The following is a 20951-nucleotide window of genomic DNA, read 5'->3' as shown; positions in this document are numbered from 1 at the left end:
AAACACTCGAAAGCGGTAACCGCAACAAGTCAGACGAAAGTGCTGGCTTTTTGCTATAATGAGCACTCAAAAATAATACTCCAGTAGCCTAATTTAATTATCGCCAATTGGTAAAATGGACAGATATGACCCAGCAATATCAAGTTTTAGCCCGTAAATATCGACCCAAAAACTTTCATGAATTGATTGGGCAAACTCATGTGTCGCAAGCGTTGATTAACGCTATTGACTATAATCGTTTGCATCATGCTTATCTATTTACTGGTACGCGCGGGGTGGGTAAGACTACTATCGCCCGTATTCTATCTAAGTGTCTCAACTGCGATACGGGCGTGACTAGTACCCCTTGCGGCGTCTGCGATAACTGCGTAGCAATTGACCAAGGTCGTTTTATCGACTTAATTGAGATCGATGCGGCGTCTCGTACTAAAGTTGAGGATACTCGTGAGCTGTTAGATAACGTGCCGTATGCGCCGAGCCAAGGTCGCTATAAGGTCTACCTCATTGATGAAGTGCACATGCTATCGACGCACAGCTTTAATGCACTGCTCAAAACGCTTGAAGAACCTCCTGAGCATGTCAAGTTTCTATTAGCGACTACTGATCCGCAAAAGCTGCCTATTACTATTATTTCGCGCTGCCTACAGTTTGTATTGCGCCCATTGCCACAGACTTTGCTTAGTGAACACTTGGCTAACCTGTTAACTTTAGAGCATGTTGACTATACTCAACCAGCCCTTTGGCAATTGGCTAGTGCTGCCAAAGGCTCAGTGCGTGATGCGTTATCTTTGACCGATCAGGCGATTGCCTTTGGTAAAGGGGCGCTCGATGATGTGACTGTGAATGAGATGCTCGGTTTGATTGACGCGGCAGATTTAGTACGTTTGATTACTGATATCTATAACCATGATAAGTCGGCAGTAGCAGCTCATATCGAGCAAATGCGGTCGCAGATGGTTGATGCCTCGAGTATGTTTGATGGGCTCGCTGAACTGTTGCATCAATTGGCATTGACCCAGCTATTACCTGAAGTCGCCTTAAATGTAAATGAGGCGCAAGCTGAGACTATCAATACTCTAGCGCAGCACATTAGTCCTGATGTGTTGCAGCTGTATTATGAGATTGTGGTGCAAGCACGTGAGGGTATTAAGCTGGCTAGTACCCCAATGCAAGCGCTAGAAATGTGTATTCTACGTTTGTTGGCCTTTCGACCTTTGCCTGTTGATGAGATAGTAGCCTATCAAGCTAATCAAGACAGCCGTGCTATTAATAATAATGTGGTCAATGGCGATGCTAACAATGCTATGGTTACTAATAACGCTACTGCTACTATTAGCACTAGTGAACAAGTTAACTCAATTTCTGAGTTACAAGTTTGTGATATCGACCATCAAACCATCGACTATCAAAACCCTGATACCTCAATTGTAGATGCCTCTGTTGTAGATAACATAGTTTCTGACTACTCAGTAGTAGATGACTATCAGCATAGCGCGATAAATGAGGCGCTAGCAGCTGACAACACCAATAACTTAACGAGTTTGCCTTTAGAAGAGGCTAATGTTTTAAAGGATAGCTACGCTGCTGAAGGCAGCTATTTCTTAGCCGAGAATGCTGCTGAGCCTCTTCAGCAAAGTACAGCTAATGTTAATGAGACAGCTATTGATACTTTTACTGATACTGCTATTAATAATAGGCCCTCTACTGCTGAGTTAAATCATTCGATGCCCGATATAGATTCAGGCGCTAGTAATAGCTTGGCACTCGAGCCAGCTGTTCAGTCTGAGCCGATCATTGAGCCTAGCGCGGTTACTAAACCTGAGTTAGTTACTGAACTTGACTTAGTTACTGAGTCAATACCAGTGGCTAAGCCTGTGCTAGCATCTACTACTTCTGGGTTAGCAGCTGCCACTGAAACAGTGGTCGAAAATAAGTCGTTTATCAACACTGAAGCAGTTACTAATTCCGAGCTAGGGGCTAATGCTGAAGGAGATAGTCAGCTTACGAATACTAGTGTTGAGCTTAGCCCGCAGGAGTCTCATGGTGCGGTTTCGATAAATGACCCTCGTACTCTTTTACGCTGTGCCCCGCAGTCGCTAACAGGAGAATGGAACGCTGAAAAGTGGGATTACTGGTTACAAAGCGCTCGTGAACAGAACAGTTTGGCCGAAGATGAGCGTGCCCTTGCTCGCCAAGGAATGATGACTGGTCTGTGCAATGGTAAGTCCACTTTTATTACTACGGTAGACAGTAAGCATTTACAAGCGACCTTTGAGCAATTGGCTGCCAAATTGCGACAACAGTTTTCTCAAGCCGATATTAGTCTGCGAATAGATAATAGCCTTAACGAAGTAAAAGATAAAACCCCAGAGAGTCGTCAGCAGCTAAGATTAGAGCAAGCTTCTCTAGCGGCCCAAGAGCTATTATTACAATCACCAGTTATGCAGCATTTATTAGAGCGTCAACAAGGAAAAATGGGTAAGGTTAAGTTAACTTAAATAGTCACTGATGTTATTGGAAGTGTTGTTATATAGTATTTATATCGCTAATATTTCAGTACTAGATATCATAATATTTTATTCTTAAGCTATCTTATTGATTAATATGAATTTTTATCATTGCAAAATTATTTATTGTACTTCCTAGATATATTTAAAATAGGTGTGCAGAATAAAATTCGGCTATAATGGTTAAGTTATATTAAATACTAAAAAATAGCTCAGGTGACATTATGTTAGATAATTTACGTGGTATGGCCGTGTTCGCCAGTGTAGTCGGACACGGCTCTTTTAGTGGCTCAGCTCGCGAACTTGGCATTACTACTAGTGCCGTTAGTCAGCAGATTCGCTCGTTAGAGAATGATCTGGGCGTAGTGCTATTGCATCGCTCAACTCGTAAACTCAGCTTAACAGAAGCGGGTGAGAGCTTTTATGAGGCGGCAAAGGATGTGGTCAGCGCCGCAGAACAAGGGCGTATCAAAGTCAATCAGTTGCGTGATGAGTTGGCTGGCAGTTTGCGCATTTCGACTACTCCTGAATTAGGGGTTAATCATATTTTGCCAGCGTTATCGACTTGGATGGCGGCGCATGATGATTTAAGCATTACCTATCTAGCAGATAATCGCTACATAGATATGATTGATGAACGCATTGATATTGCTATTCGTATGAGCCCTAGTATCAATGATTCAACGTTAAGCAGTCATCCTTTAACTGATGTACGCCAGCTACTAGTTGCCTCACCGCAATATTTGCGTAATCATAATAAGATAGAGACGCCAAAAGATTTAAACGACCATCAGCTTATCTGTATCGATATTATGAAAGATACTAACCAAGTTGATATGGCGCAGACTGAAACTGGTAAAAAGACTCGTGTTAAGATGACGTCACGTATCCATACTAATAATGTGTTTATGGCGACTACTTTGGCTAGAGAGGGTCATGGTTTAGTGAGAATGATGGAGATGGATATCAAAAAAGAATTAGAAAGTGGTGAGTTAGTTGAAGTATTAACTGGCTATCAGTTACCTAGTTTTGTGCTTTATGCGGTTACTCTCAATCGTGATCAGCAACCTGCCAAAATTACTCGCTGTTTAGAAGTATTAAAAAAGTATTTTCATGCTAGTTAAGTGACGCAGGTTCAATAGTTTACTTAGCAAAAAAGCCTGTAGATAGTAATTATCTATAGGCTTTTTTTATACTGACTTTTTGTAATGGGTTTTAGTATTATACTGACAAGGTCACTGATGTTTGTTAACCAGTTTTACTATGACGATTGACTACAGGTGTTTGATAGTAAGCTTTAGCTATTAGCTGAGTTTGATAATAAGTAAGCTTAGCATTGTCGGCTGTAAACGCTTTATTTATAGGAGTGGCTTTAATAAACTAAGCAAACGCTCAACCACTTGCTCGCTCTCGTCACGACGAATATTCAGAGTCGGTAGCAGACGTATAACATGACCGCCAGTGACATTGATAATTAGCTGCTGCTCATCACGAGCCAAGTCAACTAGCTGACTGCAATCCATAATTTCGGGCAGCACGATGCCTATCATAGTACCAGCACCGCGACTACTAACCCCATACTGTTTTAACTCAGTGCTAATACTATCGCGGATAAACTGACCTTCAGTTACTGAGTTTTGCATGATGTCAGTAGTGCGTAATACTTCATATACGCTATGCACAACGCGACTAGCTAGTGGTGTACCGCCATAAGTAGAGCCGTGACTACCAGCACCAAATAATCCGTTTGCGCGCCCACGAACCATACAAGCACCTACTGGGAAACCGTTACCTAAACCTTTGGCAGTAGTCAACACATCAGGACGAGCGTTACTATGCTGGTAAGCAAAGTATTTACCAGTACGGCCATTACCAGTCTGTACTTCATCGATCATAAATAGCCAGTCATGATTATCACAAGCTGCTTGCAGTTGTTCTAAATACTTAAAGCCATTAGCAGCAGTATTGAGTCCGCCTTCACCTTGGATAGGCTCAACAAATATGGCACAGATATCATCGTGGTCAATAGCGGCTTGCTCGACAGCTGCTATATCACCAAAAGGTATACGAATAAAGTCATCATCTAAAGTAAAAAAACCTTCGCGCGCTTTAGGGTTGGCAGTTGCTGACAGTGATAGCAAAGTACGGCCATGGAATGACTGCTCCATAACGATTACTTTAGACTGCTTAAAACCTTTGTTATAAGCATAAAGTCGCGCCATTTTGAGTGCAGCTTCATTAGCTTCTGCGCCGCTATTAGCGAAGAACACGCTGTCCATTTGCGCGGCAACACATAAGGATTCACCAGCGCGCTCTTGCCAGTCAATGCCGAATAAGTTGCTAGTATGAATAAGGGTTGCCGCTTGCTGCTGAATGGCCTCTGTCACTTGCGGATGACAATGTCCTAAGCCACATACGGCGATACCAGTCAGCGCATCTAGATAGGGAGTATCGTTCTGAGTGTAGAGCCAGCTGCCCGCACCACGAGTAAAGCTGATTGGCTGACGATTATAAGTGGGCATCAGGTAAGTCGCTGACATACAAACATCCTTGTGATGAAAAACATTAGATTATTAGAGGGATAAAATAGCTGCTAATATAAGCACAGTTATTAACGGTAGGGCATTACTCTATTTACAGCAAGCGAGTTAAAGCTCATCAGAAAACGGGGTAGTTTCTGCAGGTAGGGTATATTCTTCACTGGCCCAAGCCCCTAGATCAATAAGCTTACAACGCTCACTACAAAACGGCTTTGAAGTGTTTCCTTGCCATGCCGTTTTAGTACCGCAGCGCGGACAAGGATAAGTTTTAGGCAAAGTTTTAGGTGTGGTGGTCATATAGCTGAGAATATCCTCATAGTTAAGATAGAAAGTGTCATCAGATAATAACAGCGGTTATAATAGCACGCGCTTATCAAAAGACAAATATAGCCTGATTAACCAAACTATTTTTATAGTGCAGTTAGCGATAGTAGCTAAGCTTTAGCTCTAAGCATTAATTATAAAATATAGTATTGCAAGCCATTCGATAAATGAATTGCAAGGAACTTCGATCAACAATAGCCTAAGCAGAATAAACGCACTTAAAATAAAGTGACTTTTCTAAAATGTAAGATGATTTTATAATGCCAACGATATAGAAACATTAAGATAGTTGCTATAAAAAATAGCCTAAGTAAATAAAATAATCTCGAAAAAAACCGTTCCAAGAAGAGGAACGGCAAAATTCAGTGAATAATATGGTGTTTAACTATAAAAAAGGTTTAACTAACTTGTTTGAATCAGTGTGTGCATCAAGTACCGTTAGAAAAGTATAAGCACCGATAAACTTTCGACTAATAAACATAAACTCTTTCGGTGGTAGATTAAACTCAAATGATTGCATAGCACGTTGAGCGCTTGCTGAAATTCGAGAATGTAACTTACTATTAGCCCAAATATAACGTTTACTATGGTCTAAACAGTTAGAGGGAATATCAGGGTTAGTGTCAGGATTACTAAACGGCTCAGTCGCTAGTAAAAATAACGTGGCAATATCAGAGCTTACTTTGTCACTCATACTGTCGAAGAAGTCATAACCAGTCATCGCCGTTCTCATAGCTTGATGATCATGATGGTAGCCGGCACGTAGTAGGCCATGTGCAATAGTCAGAAGTTGAGTGTCGAACTGACGTATAGCCCCAAAGTCTAATAATACTAGCTTATCTTGCGCTTGAGGGTCATTCTCATCAGCAATACGCACTAAATAATTACCAAAATTTGGATCCGTTTGCATCTCACCCCAGACAAAAATTTCTTGCATCATGATTTCTATCGCCGCTTGACCAATAGCACTGCGACGCTCATTAGGCAGGAGTTTCAGAGTTTCTGAAGCTACTGATACGCCAGCCTCATAGCTCATACACAAAAGATACTTACTAGAATAATCTCGATTAATTTTTGGTACTGAGTATCGCGGATCATTTGCTAAACGTTGATAAAAACGTTCTGTAGTAGCAGCTTCAATCGTATAATCAACTTCCACATGTAGTAAGTCGCGAATCTCTTCAAACCAAGTATCCAGCGCTCGGGTCTGTGGCACAGCATTACTGACTTTTAATAGACGCTTAAACAGCGCTAAGTCAGAATCAATAGCATCGGCAACACCTGGATATTGAATCTTTAAAACAACATCTTCACCTGTTGCAATGACGGTTGCACGATGTACTTGAGCAAGAGAAGCAGTACCGATAGGCGTGTGGTTAACTTCAAGCTCATCGAGTTTACTCCCCAGAGTACGACGTAACGTTTGCTCAATTTTTGGCCATGCCAAAATAGCAGTATCATCATTGAGAGTTTGCAGAGCACGAGTGATTTCAGGGGGTAGCACATGCTCGCCATACATAGCTAGCATTTGACCTATCTTGACTACTGAGCCTTTTAATTTACCTAGCTCTTGAGCCACATAATTTGCCTGCGCTTCCATAAACACTTGGTTACGTGCTGAGCGGGCTTTTTTATCCAAAAACATTCCCGAAACGCTGTTACCTGCCCAGCGTCGCCCGATGTTTAAAGAGGTTTTAGCAATCGACATGCGACGTTCAAACCCTGAAGTTTTCAGGCTATCGATGGACTGCTTATTGTCAGTAGGTTTAGACGTATCATTTGCCATAAGTATAAGGTATTTGTCAGAGTAAGAATGATTTGTGGGTCAGAGACTCACAATACAAGGGAGCGATGACGCCAATATACAAAATTGTATCACACTAAATGCCATAGATTGACCGAAGGTAACAAGTGCTCAACAGGCTTTAAAATAATACTGTTAAGCACTGATAATCTAGCGGTGTCTACTTATTTAATTTCAATACCTCTTGGCCATAAAAGACGCTTTGATTCGCCACTTACTTCACTAAAGCAGCAGTATTGTTTTGCTAGTGAACTACACAAGCTCACGGGCAATAGCATGATGACCAATATCGCGACGATAGTGCGCACCGTCAAAACTAATCGCTCCAGTGACCATTAAGGCTGCTTGCTGAGCCTCTGAAATACTATCCGCAAGTGCAGTGACGCATAATACACGCCCGCCATTAGTCGTTATCTCTTTACTATTAACATCATCATTATTTATGGTTTGGCTATTGTCAGAAAAAGTCGTGCCTGCATGAAAAACTTTTACTGCTGGAATATCGGCATCCACAAGCTTGGGTAATCCTGATATCACATCACCTTTAGAAGCGCTTTCAGGATAGCCTTTGGAAGCAACCACAATACCTAGAGCGGGGCGCGGGTCCCATTTTGCTTGACTAGGTAATTCACCTGCCAGCCCTTGAGTCACTAAGTCAACCATCGATGACTGTAAACGCATCAAGATAGGTTGAGTTTCAGGATCGCCTAATCGACAGTTAAACTCAATAATCGATGGGTCACCAGCGTCATCAATCATCAGACCGGCATACAAAAACCCAGTATAAGGATGACCGGCAGCATTCATAGCATCGACCACTGGCTGAATAACTTGCGCCATGACTTTATTATGCACTTCGTCAGTAACTACTGGCGCTGGAGAGTAAGCACCCATGCCGCCGGTATTTGGTCCAGTATCACCCTCAAAGGCTCGTTTATGATCTTGGCTAGTAGCCATTGGCAGAATGTTATTGCCATCAATCATACAAATAAAGCTGGCCTCTTCGCCAATTAAGAACTGCTCAATAACCACACAGCTGCCAGCATCACCAAACTTATTATCAGCTAGCATGTCATCGATAGCTTGATGTGCCTGCTCGACGGTCTCAGCAACAATGACGCCCTTGCCAGCCGCAAGTCCATCGGCCTTTATCACAATAGGAGCCCCTTGCTGATCGACGTAAGCTTTGGCCGCTACGGGATCAGTAAAACCTTGATAAGCTGCAGTGGGAATATTGTTCTGTTCCATAAACTCTTTAGCAAAAGTTTTAGAGCCTTCTAATTGCGCACAATAAGCACTTGGCCCCCAAGCCTTGATTCCGGCAGCACGGCACGCGTCTACTACACCTGTAACTAGCGGAGCTTCTGGGCCGACAATAACCATATCAATAGCATTATTTTGACAAAACTCAATAACAGCACTGTGCTCGCCAGCAATTGAGTCACTGGCCGCAGTTTCTAAAATGATATTTTCACATTTTGGCTCAAGGGCAGTACCTGCATTACCTGGGGTCACATAAACTCGTTGTACCTTGTCATCTTTGGCACATTGCCATGCTAAAGCGTGTTCACGTCCACCTGCGCCAATTATCAAAATATTCATCATGCGTTTTGCCCTTAATGCTGAGAGTTTAACTACTGGGTATTTAAGTGTTTAAATGCTGAGTTCTAAAATTCTAAACTATTAAGATATTACGTATTAAAATGTCGAGCTTTCTTATAATTATGTCATTATGCCAAAATCGATGGCTTCTCAGGTTACCATAGAGAGTTGCCGCTAATCAGCTTGGCGTATTCTAGCAAAAAACTGATCTCAATTACTATGTGTATTCGTAGGCAAGCGTGTAATAGCAATAAGTTTAAGACATTAAGCATAATATCTACATTGTATGATGTTGAAACGCGCGGAAAACAGATAATGCGACTACTTTGTTATTAATAAATGACTAGGCGTAGCATAAAACGGTGATATAGGTTAGGCTTTATCCAAGTGGGTTTTTGCATTGCGTTATAAACGACAATATTAGCAAATTCCCCTTATTTTTTTAGCAAAATTCTCTTTAAGAGCAGTCTCATTAATAAAGGTTATGAGAGTAAAGCTTATTCATGAAATGATGTTGTAAGCGTCAGCTATGGCAATAGCTGGGTTACACTTTAGAGGCAGGATCATAATAATCTCTACTCAATAATAACCAGATAAAAGTTCGAGCAGCAACAAGGTAACGATAGTTAGTAGAAAGATAGAGAAAATGAGGCTTGATTCTAAGCAATTGTCTAAGAATAACTAACAATATTCTTGAGCAATAATTAGGCTTGAGTAAAACAAAGCTATGAATTATGAGCATGGACAGCATTATTCATATTAACCCAAAAATAAATTAATAAATTATAACAAGGACAATTGTTATGCCCAACTCACTTAATATCTCAGCGGAACGTATTAGTCAAATAAGTACTATTGCTACCAGCTACGTACAAAAAGATAAATTGCTAGTTGATTATTTTTTGCAGAGCTACTATCGACCATTACATAACGAGATTGCAGATGATATTAGTGATGTAGATTTAGCAGGGATGGGTCTACACCATTTTACTTTACTCAAAGCTTATGACGGCAGCAAGCCGCAATTGGCTATTTTAAATCCTATTGCTGAGGAACAGCATTTTCATAGTTCGCATACTGTAGTGCAAATAGTAGCTTATGATCGACCGTTTTTGGTAGATAGTTTACTGATGAGCCTTGAAGATCAAGGTATCGACGTGCATCGTATATACAATACTATTGTCAGTGTGAAACGTGATGAAGAAGGGCATATCACTCAAATTGATAGCGCGCCTGAGAGTGGTACTTCGCATATGTCGTTGATCCATTTTGAGATTGCTTATCAGGATGATGATGAATTAGTGATACTACATAAATTATTATTAGAAAAAGTAGACACTTTAGATGTCGTAGTCGGTGATTGGGAGCAAATGCAGTCGCAGTTAGCCACTATCAAAGCCGAGTTGACTAAGCAAGCTTTACCAGAGTTGTTCTATTCTAAGCAAGAAATCCAAGCATTTCTAGATTGGATATCTGATGATCACTTTATATTCTTAGGATTTAGAGAGTATCGTCTAGAAGGGCAAGATAATGAACAAGGCGCTGACCTAGAGCTGTTTGCTATTGGCAATAGTGGCTTGGGGTTATTACGCGGCGCTGATGAAGATAAGATCTCTGATAGCTTTCATCAATTACCTGCTAATTTAAAACAGCTGCTAACTGAGCCACGAGTATTGATGCTCTCTAAATCAAGCCGTGTATCACCGATTCATCGTTCGGTATATATGGACTTTTTGGGTATCCATAAGTTTGATGACCAAGGTAAGTTAATTGGTGAATATCGCTTTATAGGGCTTTTGACCTCACAGGCCTATCAGCTTACGGTAAAACAAATCCCACTATTGCGTGAAAAAGCTAACAAGATCATGGCGATGTCAGATCTACCACGTAATGGACATGCTCATCATAAAATGATGCATGTTATCAATACTTTGCCACGTGATGACTTATTCCAAGCCAGCGTTGAAGAGCTATATCCTATTGTTTATGGTATTAGCCAATTGCAGGATAGCAAAAGTCTACGCCTATTTAGCCGAGTAGATCATTACCAACGTTTTGTCTCCTGTTTGGTATATATACCACGTGATAAATTCAATACTGAGTTACGAATAAAAGTTCAAAAAGTATTAGAAGCGGCTTATGGTGGCACTTCATCAGGCTTCACTACTGAGTTTAATGAGTCTGAGCACGCTCGTGTTCATGTGCATGTACGCACAGTACCAGGGGAAGTTAATACTGTTGACAATAGTGACCTAGAGGTTGAGCTATCAGCATTGATGGAGTCATGGCAAGATAATTATCAGCAAGTGATGCTCGATAATGTCGGTGAACAGCAGGCTAATGCGTTACAGCGCCGTTTTTTAAACTATATTCCTGCGGCTTACCAAGAACGTTTTGATGCTAGAACAGCAGTCGAAGATACTAAGCGCTTAGCGGGCTTAAATGATGAATCCCCAATGCTATGGCATTTGTATAAGTCAACGGGCGACGCTAGTAATCAGCTGCATCTAAAACTATATGGCCGTCAACAACCAGTAATCTTGTCGAAAGTGTTACCAGTATTAGAGAACTTTGGGGTATCAGTCATCTCAGCGCAAACTTATGAGTTTGATCTACCAGAGCAGTCAATCTGGATGCAAGAATACGAGCTAAACTTAGAGCATGTTGATACTATCGATATGCGTGTTGTGCGTGCTCAGTTTGAGGACAGTCTAAAAGAGATATGGGCAGGACGTGTCGAAAGCGATAGCTTTAATGAGCTAATACTAACTACTAAACTTGATACTTATGAAGTGGTTATATTGCGCGCTTTATCGAGTTATATGCGCCAAGCTAGAGCACCGTTTTCTAGCGCTTATGTGCAGCAAACTTTGGTCAAATATAGCGCTATTAGTGTGGCATTAGTCAGTCTGTTCGATGCTCGTATGAACCCTAAGTATGATGAGCATGATAGTAGTATACGCACTGAGAAAGTGACAGAAATTCAGCAACAGCTAACAGCAGCGCTAGTCGAAGTTGATAGCTTAGATGAAGATCGCATTTTGCGTTGGTACCTAGATCTAATCAACGCTATGATACGCACTAACTTTTATCAGACTGACAGCGATGGTCAGCGTAAAGATAGATTGTCCTTTAAGTTCTTAGCGGCGGATATTCCGAATCTACCTAAACCTAAGCTGATGTTTGAGATATTTGTCTATTCACCGCGTGTTGAAGCTGTACATATGCGTGGCGGCAAAGCGGCACGTGGTGGCCTGCGTTGGTCGGATCGAATGGAGGATTTCCGTACGGAAGTATTGGGCCTAGTAAAAGCACAAATGGTCAAAAATGCGGTAATCGTACCAGTTGGTTCTAAGGGTGGCTTCATTGTCAAAACTAAGACTATTGCTGATGGTCGTGAAGCCTTCCAAGCAGAAGGTATTGCTTGCTATCAGACGTTCTTACGTGGGATGCTCGATGTCACCGATAATATTATTGACGGTAATATCGTCCCGCCAGCCAATACCGTGCGTCATGATGAAGACGATCCCTACTTAGTCGTCGCGGCTGACAAAGGGACCGCTAGTTTCTCTGATATTGCCAACGCTATATCTACTGAATATAACTTTTGGCTCGATGATGCCTTTGCTTCTGGTGGCTCAGTCGGTTATGACCATAAAGCTATGGGTATCACTGCACGTGGTGGTTGGGAGTCAGTGAAACGTCACTTCCGTATGCGCGGTATGGATATTCAAAACCGTGATGACTTCACCGTCGTCGGCATCGGTGATATGAGCGGCGATGTATTCGGTAACGGTATGCTGCAATCGACTCATACTAAGCTGGTTGCCGCCTTTAACCACCTGCATATCTTTATAGATCCTAATCCTAATACTGAAGACTCTTATGCTGAGCGTGAGCGCTTATTCAATACGCCGCGCTCTACTTGGGATGACTATGAGAAGTCACTAATTAGCCAAGGTGGCGGGGTGTTCTCACGTAACGATAAAACTATCGCTATTAGTGCCGAGATGAAACAGCTGTTCGATATTAGCGCTGATAGTTTAGCGCCGAACGACTTTATCAGCGCATTACTTCGTGCTCCCGTTGATTTGATTTGGAATGGCGGTATTGGTACTTATGTCAAAAGTGCTAACGAGAGCCACGCTGATGTTGGTGACCGAGCTAACGATGCGCTACGTGTCGATGGTGGCGAGCTACGCACTGCCGTCGTCGGTGAGGGTGGTAACTTAGGTTTCACTCAACAAGGTCGTATCGAGTATGCGCAAACTGGCGGGCGTATCTATACTGACGCTATCGATAACTCAGGTGGCGTTAACTGCTCAGATCATGAGGTCAATATCAAAATTTTACTCGGTAAAGTTGTCGAGCAAGGTGATATGACCCTTAAGCAGCGTAATGAGCTACTAGAGAGTATGACGGATACAGTCGCACAGTTAGTACTGCGTCAAAACTATCTACAACCACAAGCTATCGAGCTAAGCCATCTGCGAGCAGCGGCTAACTTGAGCGATCATCAGCGCTTTATTCAGCTGTTAGAATCTGAGCAACGCTTAGACCGAGCGATTGAATACTTGCCAGCAGATGAAGAGATTGCTCGACGTCAAAAAGCAGGAACTGGTTTGACTAACCCAGAACTAGCCGTAGTTATGGCTTATGGCAAGATGTGGATTTACGATAGTTTGTTATTGTCTGACTTGCCTGACGACCCGTACTTCGTCAATGAACTACGCAAGTACTTCCCTGATGAGCTAGTTGGACGCTTCTTTGGTGAGATGACAGAACATCGCCTACATCGTGAGATTATCAGTACTTATTTGACTAACAGTGTGGTCAACCGTCTAGGTATTGAAGCGCTATTCCGTCTTTATGAGGAAACCGGACAAACCATAGATACTATTATTCGTGCTTATGCCATTACTCGTGATGTATTTGAAGTATCCACCGCATGGAAAATGCTAGAAGCCTTGGATAATAAAGTCGATGCTAAGCTGCTACTTAATCTTGAGCTACGCCTGCGTGATGCGCTTGAGCGTGGGGTAGTGTGGTTCATCAATGCCTTTGGTCAAGAGTTACAAGTGACGGATATGATTGATCGCTTCGTCGGTAGTGTCAATAAACTGACTAAAGTAGGCGGCTTTATTGAGCAGCAGTACGCTCAATACTTGCAAGAAGATACTGCCAGCTTAACTAAAGATGGCCTATCTGATAAGGATGCGGCGCTGTTTGCTATGCTTGCATATCATGTTGATGCTCTGGATGCAGCTTTACTCGCTGAGCAGTATGAACGCCCTGTCGATGAGATTGCCTCGCTATACTTTGAAGCCTATCGGGTGTTACAACTTGATTGGATGATGGATAATATTGCTACTCTACCACAGCAAGACTATTGGGATCGCCGTGCTCGTCATGCACTAGTGAATGAGCTATCACGTAGCTTACGTATGCTTATGGATGCACTGTTATCTCAGCCTGATGCTAAGCAAGCCTTTAGTGACTGGAAGTCTCGTCATCAAGCGCAGCTAGAGTCAGTTACTATCGAGATGCAAAAATTAGATGGTAATGATGAGCAAGCTATTAGCTTATCAGCACTGTCAGTATTGATGAGTGAGCTGAGCGGACTAGTTACTAAGTAAGGATTACTTAGCGAGTTTAGTGATTAATAGATCTAAAAAAACCACTCTTATGATAAGGGTGGTTTTTTATTGTTTAATAATTAAAGCACAAAATAATTAATCCAACTCAATCAACGTAGCTAAATCAAACATCTTACCTTGCTTTTCTACCCATACTTTATTGCCTTCATCACGGTAACTATCAAACTGTGGCGCTAATACCATATTGGCTCGGTCATCGATAAGGCCAAACTTGCCATCTTGCTTGTAAGCATAAAGCTGATGGTATAGCAGTTTTACGATAGCTGACTCTGATAACAATATTACTTTACCTTTAGCGTCAATAATTTGGGCACTAACGATGTTATTCTTGATGTCTTCAGTCATCCCAGTAGCTGTACTACCTTCGATTAAATCACTACGTAAAAATAGTGTCGAGCTATCCCTGCTATTAAAAACCTCAATATTCTGATTGGCTGCAAAAGGGATAATAACACTGGCATTTTGATCGAGGAGAGCCGTTTGCCGTTGCATTTTTGAAGTAAATGCTTTTGTAGATATAGCCTGTAAATACAAAGGCTGACCGGTACAAGCGTTTAGTGGTTGCAACTCATCGTATTGCTGCGCAATTACCCAGTTGCTTTGATCATTAAGCAAGCCAACCTGAGCTGACTTGCCAGCGAACTTGCTATCGTCATCAATACGCTCAAAATAGCTATTGGGCAAATAACCAGCACAGTTGATGGTCGCTTGAGCAGAGGTAGTAATTAAAACAGAGGCCACCACCGTTAAGCAAAACACACTAATAGGTAGGACATTAGCGTAGAAGCTATCGATGAGTTTCTTTATAAGCATATCCATATCAAAGCCTTTGTAGCTAGATTCTTAAACTTGTTACTTCATCAACTGATAATCTTATGACAGCCCTGACCACTGATTTCACTAAAGCCACCAGAGAGTTTTTTGACCTGAATTTGGGTCAATATACGCTCTTTCAAGGCTTGAACGTGAGAGATGACCCCGATTAATTTACCTTCTTGCTGCAAGCTAGTCAAAGTATCGAGGGCAATATCTAGTGATTCGTCATCCAGTGTACCAAAGCCTTCATCCAAGAAGAGCGAATCGACACGAATGTTATGACTGGCCATTTGCGACAATCCAAGCGCTAGGGCAAGGCTGATAATAAAGCCTTCGCCGCCCGAGAGGTTCTTGGTGCTGCGCACTTCGCCACCTTGATAGTTGTCGATGACATTGAGCTCTAGCGCATTATTATCGTCACGAATCAGCAGATAGCGGTCGCTCATCTTATGCAGCTGAGTATTAGCATGGCGAACCATAATATCAAAGGTTAGCCCTTGAGCAAAGGTACGGTATTTTTTACCATCGGCCGAACCAATTAGCTTATGTAGCTGCTGCCATACTTGTAGCTTTTGTTTTTGTTCATCAATAGCCTGACGTTTGTGCTGTTGAGCGCTTTTTTTGTCATTATTGTCTTTGAGCTGCCCACTTATTGCCCCAATCATTTCACTCAATCGAGTATTACTGTCCTGCATTTGCTGTTGTTCGGCGGCAAGTGTGGCTCGGTCAGCCACAGTCAGTGGGGTATCCAGCTTATGCTTGAGCGCTTGGGAGGTTTGAGTCAGTAATGACTGTACTTGCTGCAGCTGGTTATCGATACTTTGCTGGCGATGAGTAAGCTGTCTGCGCTGCTCTAAAGGTAGGCGCGCCGTCACAAAAGCCGCTTCATCCGTGAACTGCGATGCTGCTAATACAGTTGCAAAAGCCTGTTGTTGAGTTTGCATAGTCTGAGTAGCTGTCTGTAGCTGTGCGATCAGCTGCTGCTGCTTTTCTTCTAATTGTGCTAATGCTTGCGCCGTATTGTCATGCAGTCTTTGCGCCGCTATTTGCTCGTTAGTGGCCTGTGCAACTAACGAGCGTAACCGACTTTCCTCTTTATCAGGGTGTTTATGGTCAAACTGCTGCTTTCTGTCCTGCCGTAATTGGGTCAATAATTCAGTCTGCTGTCTGATAGTCTCGCTGAGCTTATCAAGCTCCGCCGTATCCTTATCAAGCTGCATCTGTTGGGTTTTTATCTGAGTATTTAGGCTGCTGAGATTAGTAAACAGCATTTGCTGGGACTGTTTTTTGCTATTGAATAGCTTTTTTAACTGTACTAAGCCGCTACGGTATTGGCGCAACTGCTCTATATAATCGTCAGCCTCTGCCGCATCGACAAGCGTTTGTTGATCGATACTAGTGCTTAGTAGCGGTAAAACTGTTGGCAAAGTATTACAAACAGTATCCACTGCAAAAGAATCGCTTGTTAGCTCTGCAACATAGCTGCCTAGGGGGTACTTAGCGACTAAAGATTGAACGGTGCTACTGACTGTTGCCAGCTCATAGAAGTTATTTTCTATAGTGCTATCTATAGTTGCAGTTTTTTGCAGACTAAGTTTTAGATCGCTTTCAATTGCACTGATATCCGCTGTCAGCTTATAGTACTGCTGCTCCTTGGTTTCGATAACTTTACTACTCTGTGTCAGGGAGCTGGTGAGGTTTTCATATTGAGCTAGCACAGCTCTAATAGCATTGCGTTGCTCAGCGAGCTGTTGCTGCATGGTATTTATTAACGCTAACGAGGTAGCATGATCAGTGATGATGGCAGTTGCTACTTCGCCCTCTAGCTGTTGGCGTAGGGCCGCCATATCGGCAGCTATGGTGGTTAATGGCGCAATGATAGTTGATACTGAAGGTGGTAATGAGGCTAATACAGGGGTTTGAGTGGCTATTATCTGTTCAATGTCACCAGATAAAGCCTTGACTTGATTATATAAAGGGGTTAATTGCTGCTGCTGTTGCACAATGCTAGTTTGCTTAGTGGCATAGTCAATACGATGCGCTGATAAGGTATGCTGTAAGCTATCGAGAAGCTTATCTAATTCATTCAGCTGATGCTTAGTCTGCATAGTTGGCGACAGCTGATTGCTGTTGTCACTGTTTTTGCCAGTTTCTAAAAAGGGATGATGCTTAGCGTACGGGTGCTCAGTAGCACCACAAAGTGGGCATGGGCTATGCTCTTCTAACTCGACAATATAATCTTCGAGCTTAGCGACTCTTTGTAGCAAGTCTAAGTGCTGCTGTTTATCTTGGCGTTTGAGCTTAGTCTCAGTAATGGCCGACTCGTCTTTGCTGATTAGTTGCTCGATAATTAGCAGTTGATCATTAATTATGGGTAGCGCTGAGTTTATAGCATTGATTTGTTCGGATAGCTGCGTTAACTGTTGGATCTTAGCTTTTATTTGCTCAACTTGACTACTGCTATGCTCAATCTGCTCTTGCTCAATCCGTCTATCAGCTAGTGATTTATTAGCTAGCAAGGCAGCTTGTTGCTGCTGTAATTCGCTAAGCTGCTGGCGAGCTGTAGCTATTGCCAATTGCTCTACCGTTTGCTGCTCAGCTAATTTAGCAAGTTGCTGCTGATAGTGTTTGGCTTGAGCGTCAACAGCCTTTTTAGCTTGCGCTTGGCTGATGTTATCTTGCAGTAAAGCTTTTAAACGGCTGCAATTACTATCAAAAATAGTGGTATCCGCATCAAGGTCACTAAGTTGACTATTGTCCTCAAGATACTTATCAGTACTCGCCAGCTGCGCCTGATTAGCGACTTGCTGCTGTTGGTGATTAACAAGCTCTGCCGCTTGGCATTGCAGGTTAGTAGATAGCGTATCTTGACGTTGGTTATAATCACTCAAGCTATGTGCTTGCTGTCTTATATCCGCATCTAAGGCACGTACTTTTATGATAATAGGCAAAGTCGCGTGTAGTTCGTTATCAGCTTGAGCTTGTAGATGGTGCACAGTGGTGAGACGATTAGCCGCTTGTTGTAAGCTAACTTGTTGCCCAGCAAGCTGGCTGGTAATCTGCTGCTGTTGAGCAGTTAAATTCTTTGTATTATCACGACTGTTAACTAACTGACTGTATTGACTATCAATTTCTAGCGCTTTATTAGCGGCTGCTAGACGAGTAGCATCAGGGATAAAAGCTTGCTGGGCTTGCTTAGCTTGCTCAAGCTCAGTGCTAAAATTCAGTTGCTTTTGCTGCAACTCATGCACAGCATCTAGCCAATTAAGCTGCTCATTTAACTGCTTAAAGGTGTGTTGCTGCGCTGTCAGAGTGGTCTGATGGGTAGTTAAGGTGTGCTTAAGCTCAGCCTCTTGAGCGCTATCTAATAGGCTCAAGCCCTCAAGACCGATTTGCAGCTTGCTTAGAACATCTTCTTCAGCGCGTTTTTTTCCATGGACGTGCTCGGAGATAGTAGCGTAGATATCAGTCCCGGTTATCTTCTCTAAAATATCAGCTCGCTCATCAGCTTTAGCCTTCAAAAATGCTGAAAAGCTACCTTGCGCCAATAGAATGGAGCGCGTGAATTGTTGAAAATCCATGCGTGTTAGCTCAATGATTTTCTCTTTAGTACGTGATAGCTTGGTCTCTAAAATCTCATCATCTTTGGCTGGCTCCTCAAGGTTTAGCTTAGCAATCTCATGAGTAGCGTCTTGTAAGTTACCATCTGACTTACCATAAGCTCGGCGCTGACCCCAACGGCAGCGATACTGACTGCCATTGAGAGCGATAACCACTTCAGCGAAACAGTCTGCAGTCTGCCGAGTCATCACCTCATTGCTGCTTTTACTAATACTATTAATCCTTGGCGTTTCCCCATATAAGGCTAAACAAATAGCGTCTAGAATAGTCGTCTTGCCAGCGCCAGTCTGCCCAGTAATAGCAAAAATACCTTCGTTAATAAAAGCAGGATCGGCAAAGTCGATATACCATTCGCCCTTAAGGGAGTTTAGGTTTTTTAGTCGCAGTTCGATTAGGCGCATGGTGGGGTCTTATGGTTTTAGAGTTATATTAAAGGTATCAAAGTATCAAAGTATCAAAGGCTTTATGGCTGATTATTGTGCCCGACTGTCAGCATGATAAATATTATGCAGTATTTGCTGATAAGCATCCCGTAATGAGTCTTTCTGATTTTCAGCCACCTCATGAGTGGTTAGACAACGCTCAAACACTTCAAGCTCATTAAGATCTTGCAAGGCCTCTGAGGTTTGCTCTTGGTTAAGCACTTTATTATAAGTACGAGTGTTTTTGATTTTTAACACCTCGAACGCTAAGCCCTCTACCATCGCTTGTACTTCTTCACGCAGCTCGCTGACGATCTCATCGCCAGTATAAATAATCTCTAGCCAAATCGGTTGTAACTGAGTCATAGCTTTAATAGTTGTGGCAATAGTTTGCAGGTCACCTGAAACTTGCGCTAACTTTTGAAAGCAGGGAATAGGTAGCGTGATAATTTGCATCTTATTACCATCGTCAAAATGCAGAGTTTTACTATTAGCAGGGTTAGTAAGCGAAACAGAATTTTCTTCTGCTTGATGACTATGTATATCTTTAGCTATGCTATCACTACTGTTAACATCCTCTGTTTCTTCAAAGCCAAATAAATCGTCCATCAGAGCCGTAGAGTTATTGATGGCTTTTTTGATCTTTTTTTCCGTAAGTTTAATAGTGTTTTTAACCACGTTATGATCTGCTTTTGCAACTAAATCTTCATCAGTAACAAGGTCTGTCACATCACCAAACTGTACTAATAAAACTTGTTTTTGTTGCCGCGCTTCACCAAAACCCATCGCAATGGGTGAGCCTGAATAGCGAATATGCTCGCAGCCACCGACTCGTTGCGGCACATGGAGATGACCAAGGGCGACATAATCAAAGCAATCATCGAACATCTCAGCAGAGATCTTACCTAGATTACCCACATAAAGGTCACGCACGCCATCATCTTCGGTAGTCTTACTGCCAGCGGCAAATAGATGTCCTGTGGCAATAATAGGAATGTGGCGCTTATAAGTGTCAATTAGCTGCTGTTGACGAGCTTTAGCGATACTAGCCACTTCATCGTAATGGGCACGAATACCGGCGATGACATTAGCGTCTTTGCTGTCAGCCGACTCACCAGCCTTACTGCCACGCACATCGCGGTCGCGCAGATAGGGCACAGCAGCGATGACGCAAAGTGGGTCGCCATGATGGTCTTCTAGCAGCAGCACTTCTTGATGCAAGTCCTCACAAGCGGTGCCGATGACATGGACGTTTAAAAACTTCAATACCTTGCTTGGCGCATCTAAAAAAGTCGGCGAATCATGATTGCCAGCAACTATAACGATATGCTGGCAGCATAAGGTTGAGACTTTACCTAAAAACTCATAGTACAGCGCTTGCGCTTTGTTACTAGGCGTCATAGTGTCAAAGATGTCACCAGCAACGATCAAGACGTCTACTTGCTGCGCACTGATAGTCTGTTGCAGCCAAGTTAAAAAGGCTTCAAATTCTTCATAACGCATACGCCCATACAATCTACGCCCCAAATGCCAGTCCGAGGTGTGCAGCACGGTTAAGGGTTTGCAGTCAGTAGTTGAAGATGACGAGATGGCAGTGGCAAGTGAGGGCATAAGAGGGCTATTATTAAAGTTAATATAAAGGCTTTATTCTAGCAAGA

General features: G+C 42.5%; 10 protein-coding genes. 3 read left to right on the top strand and 7 right to left on the bottom strand.

Annotation, left to right across the window (positions count from 1 at the left end):
- Window positions 1-125: 125 nt before the first annotated feature.
- Window positions 126-2498, top strand: coding sequence for a DNA polymerase III subunit gamma/tau (gene dnaX / locus KZA12_RS06605; RefSeq protein ID WP_218689675.1), 2373 nt, complete (start codon window positions 126-128; stop codon window positions 2496-2498).
- Between the two features lie 233 nt (window positions 2499-2731).
- On the top strand, window positions 2732-3631 hold the full coding sequence (locus KZA12_RS06600; RefSeq protein WP_218689674.1) for a LysR family transcriptional regulator: 900 nt from the start codon (window positions 2732-2734) through the stop codon (window positions 3629-3631).
- A gap of 234 nt (window positions 3632-3865) precedes the next feature.
- Here KZA12_RS06600 and KZA12_RS06595 read toward each other — a convergent pair whose 3' ends face one another.
- The 4 genes from KZA12_RS06595 to purD form a co-directional block, all read right to left on the bottom strand.
- Window positions 3866-5047 (bottom strand): aspartate aminotransferase family protein, encoded by a 1182-nt coding sequence (locus KZA12_RS06595; protein ID WP_218689673.1) that lies wholly within the window; start codon window positions 5045-5047, stop codon window positions 3866-3868.
- Between the two features lie 108 nt (window positions 5048-5155).
- The gene (locus tag KZA12_RS06590; protein ID WP_218689672.1) at window positions 5156-5344 is read right to left on the bottom strand and encodes a DNA gyrase inhibitor YacG; all 189 of its coding nucleotides are present in this window, start codon (window positions 5342-5344) and stop codon (window positions 5156-5158) included.
- A gap of 412 nt (window positions 5345-5756) precedes the next feature.
- Window positions 5757-7157: an AarF/ABC1/UbiB kinase family protein gene (locus tag KZA12_RS06585; protein WP_218689671.1), complete on the bottom strand. Its 1401-nt coding sequence runs from the start codon at window positions 7155-7157 to the stop codon at window positions 5757-5759.
- A gap of 270 nt (window positions 7158-7427) precedes the next feature.
- Window positions 7428-8777, bottom strand: a complete 1350-nt coding sequence (gene purD, locus KZA12_RS06580) for a phosphoribosylamine--glycine ligase (RefSeq protein WP_218689759.1) — start codon at window positions 8775-8777, stop codon at window positions 7428-7430.
- Window positions 8778-9580: 803 nt separating this feature from the next.
- Between purD and KZA12_RS06575 the strand changes: the two genes are divergently transcribed.
- Window positions 9581-14413: an NAD-glutamate dehydrogenase gene (locus tag KZA12_RS06575; protein ID WP_218689670.1), complete on the top strand. Its 4833-nt coding sequence runs from the start codon at window positions 9581-9583 to the stop codon at window positions 14411-14413.
- A gap of 96 nt (window positions 14414-14509) precedes the next feature.
- Here the strand turns inward: KZA12_RS06575 and KZA12_RS06570 are convergent, their stop codons facing one another.
- From KZA12_RS06570 to KZA12_RS06560, 3 genes are all read right to left on the bottom strand, one after another.
- On the bottom strand, window positions 14510-15253 hold the full coding sequence (locus KZA12_RS06570; RefSeq protein WP_218689669.1) for a WG repeat-containing protein: 744 nt from the start codon (window positions 15251-15253) through the stop codon (window positions 14510-14512).
- A gap of 41 nt (window positions 15254-15294) precedes the next feature.
- Entirely contained in the window at window positions 15295-19272 is a 3978-nt protein-coding gene (locus KZA12_RS06565) for an AAA family ATPase (RefSeq protein WP_218689668.1), read from the bottom strand.
- Between the two features lie 72 nt (window positions 19273-19344).
- Window positions 19345-20904 (bottom strand): exonuclease SbcCD subunit D C-terminal domain-containing protein, encoded by a 1560-nt coding sequence (locus KZA12_RS06560; RefSeq protein ID WP_218689667.1) that lies wholly within the window; start codon window positions 20902-20904, stop codon window positions 19345-19347.
- Window positions 20905-20951: the final 47 nt, after the last annotated feature.

The organism is Psychrobacter sp. BF1, assembly GCF_019279065.1.
Lineage (GTDB): Bacteria > Pseudomonadota > Gammaproteobacteria > Pseudomonadales > Moraxellaceae > Psychrobacter > Psychrobacter urativorans.
Note: the sequence above shows the minus strand (reverse complement) of the source record. Positions and strands in the feature narration are given on the sequence as shown.

What these genes read in the sequence shown, in the direction of transcription:
- KZA12_RS06560 (WP_218689667.1), bottom strand. Translation starts at nt 20,904, where the DNA reads ATGCCCTCACTTGCCACTGCCATCTCGTCATCTTCAACTACTGACTGC.
- KZA12_RS06595 (WP_218689673.1), bottom strand. Translation starts at nt 5,047, where the DNA reads ATGTCAGCGACTTACCTGATGCCCACTTATAATCGTCAGCCAATCAGC.
- KZA12_RS06585 (WP_218689671.1), bottom strand. Translation starts at nt 7,157, where the DNA reads ATGGCAAATGATACGTCTAAACCTACTGACAATAAGCAGTCCATCGAT.
- KZA12_RS06570 (WP_218689669.1), bottom strand. Translation starts at nt 15,253, where the DNA reads ATGGATATGCTTATAAAGAAACTCATCGATAGCTTCTACGCTAATGTC.
- purD (WP_218689759.1), bottom strand. Translation starts at nt 8,777, where the DNA reads ATGAATATTTTGATAATTGGCGCAGGTGGACGTGAACACGCTTTAGCA.
- KZA12_RS06565 (WP_218689668.1), bottom strand. Translation starts at nt 19,272, where the DNA reads ATGCGCCTAATCGAACTGCGACTAAAAAACCTAAACTCCCTTAAGGGC.
- KZA12_RS06590 (WP_218689672.1), bottom strand. Translation starts at nt 5,344, where the DNA reads ATGACCACCACACCTAAAACTTTGCCTAAAACTTATCCTTGTCCGCGC.
- KZA12_RS06600 (WP_218689674.1), top strand. Translation starts at nt 2,732, where the DNA reads ATGTTAGATAATTTACGTGGTATGGCCGTGTTCGCCAGTGTAGTCGGA.
- dnaX (WP_218689675.1), top strand. Translation starts at nt 126, where the DNA reads ATGACCCAGCAATATCAAGTTTTAGCCCGTAAATATCGACCCAAAAAC.
- KZA12_RS06575 (WP_218689670.1), top strand. Translation starts at nt 9,581, where the DNA reads ATGCCCAACTCACTTAATATCTCAGCGGAACGTATTAGTCAAATAAGT.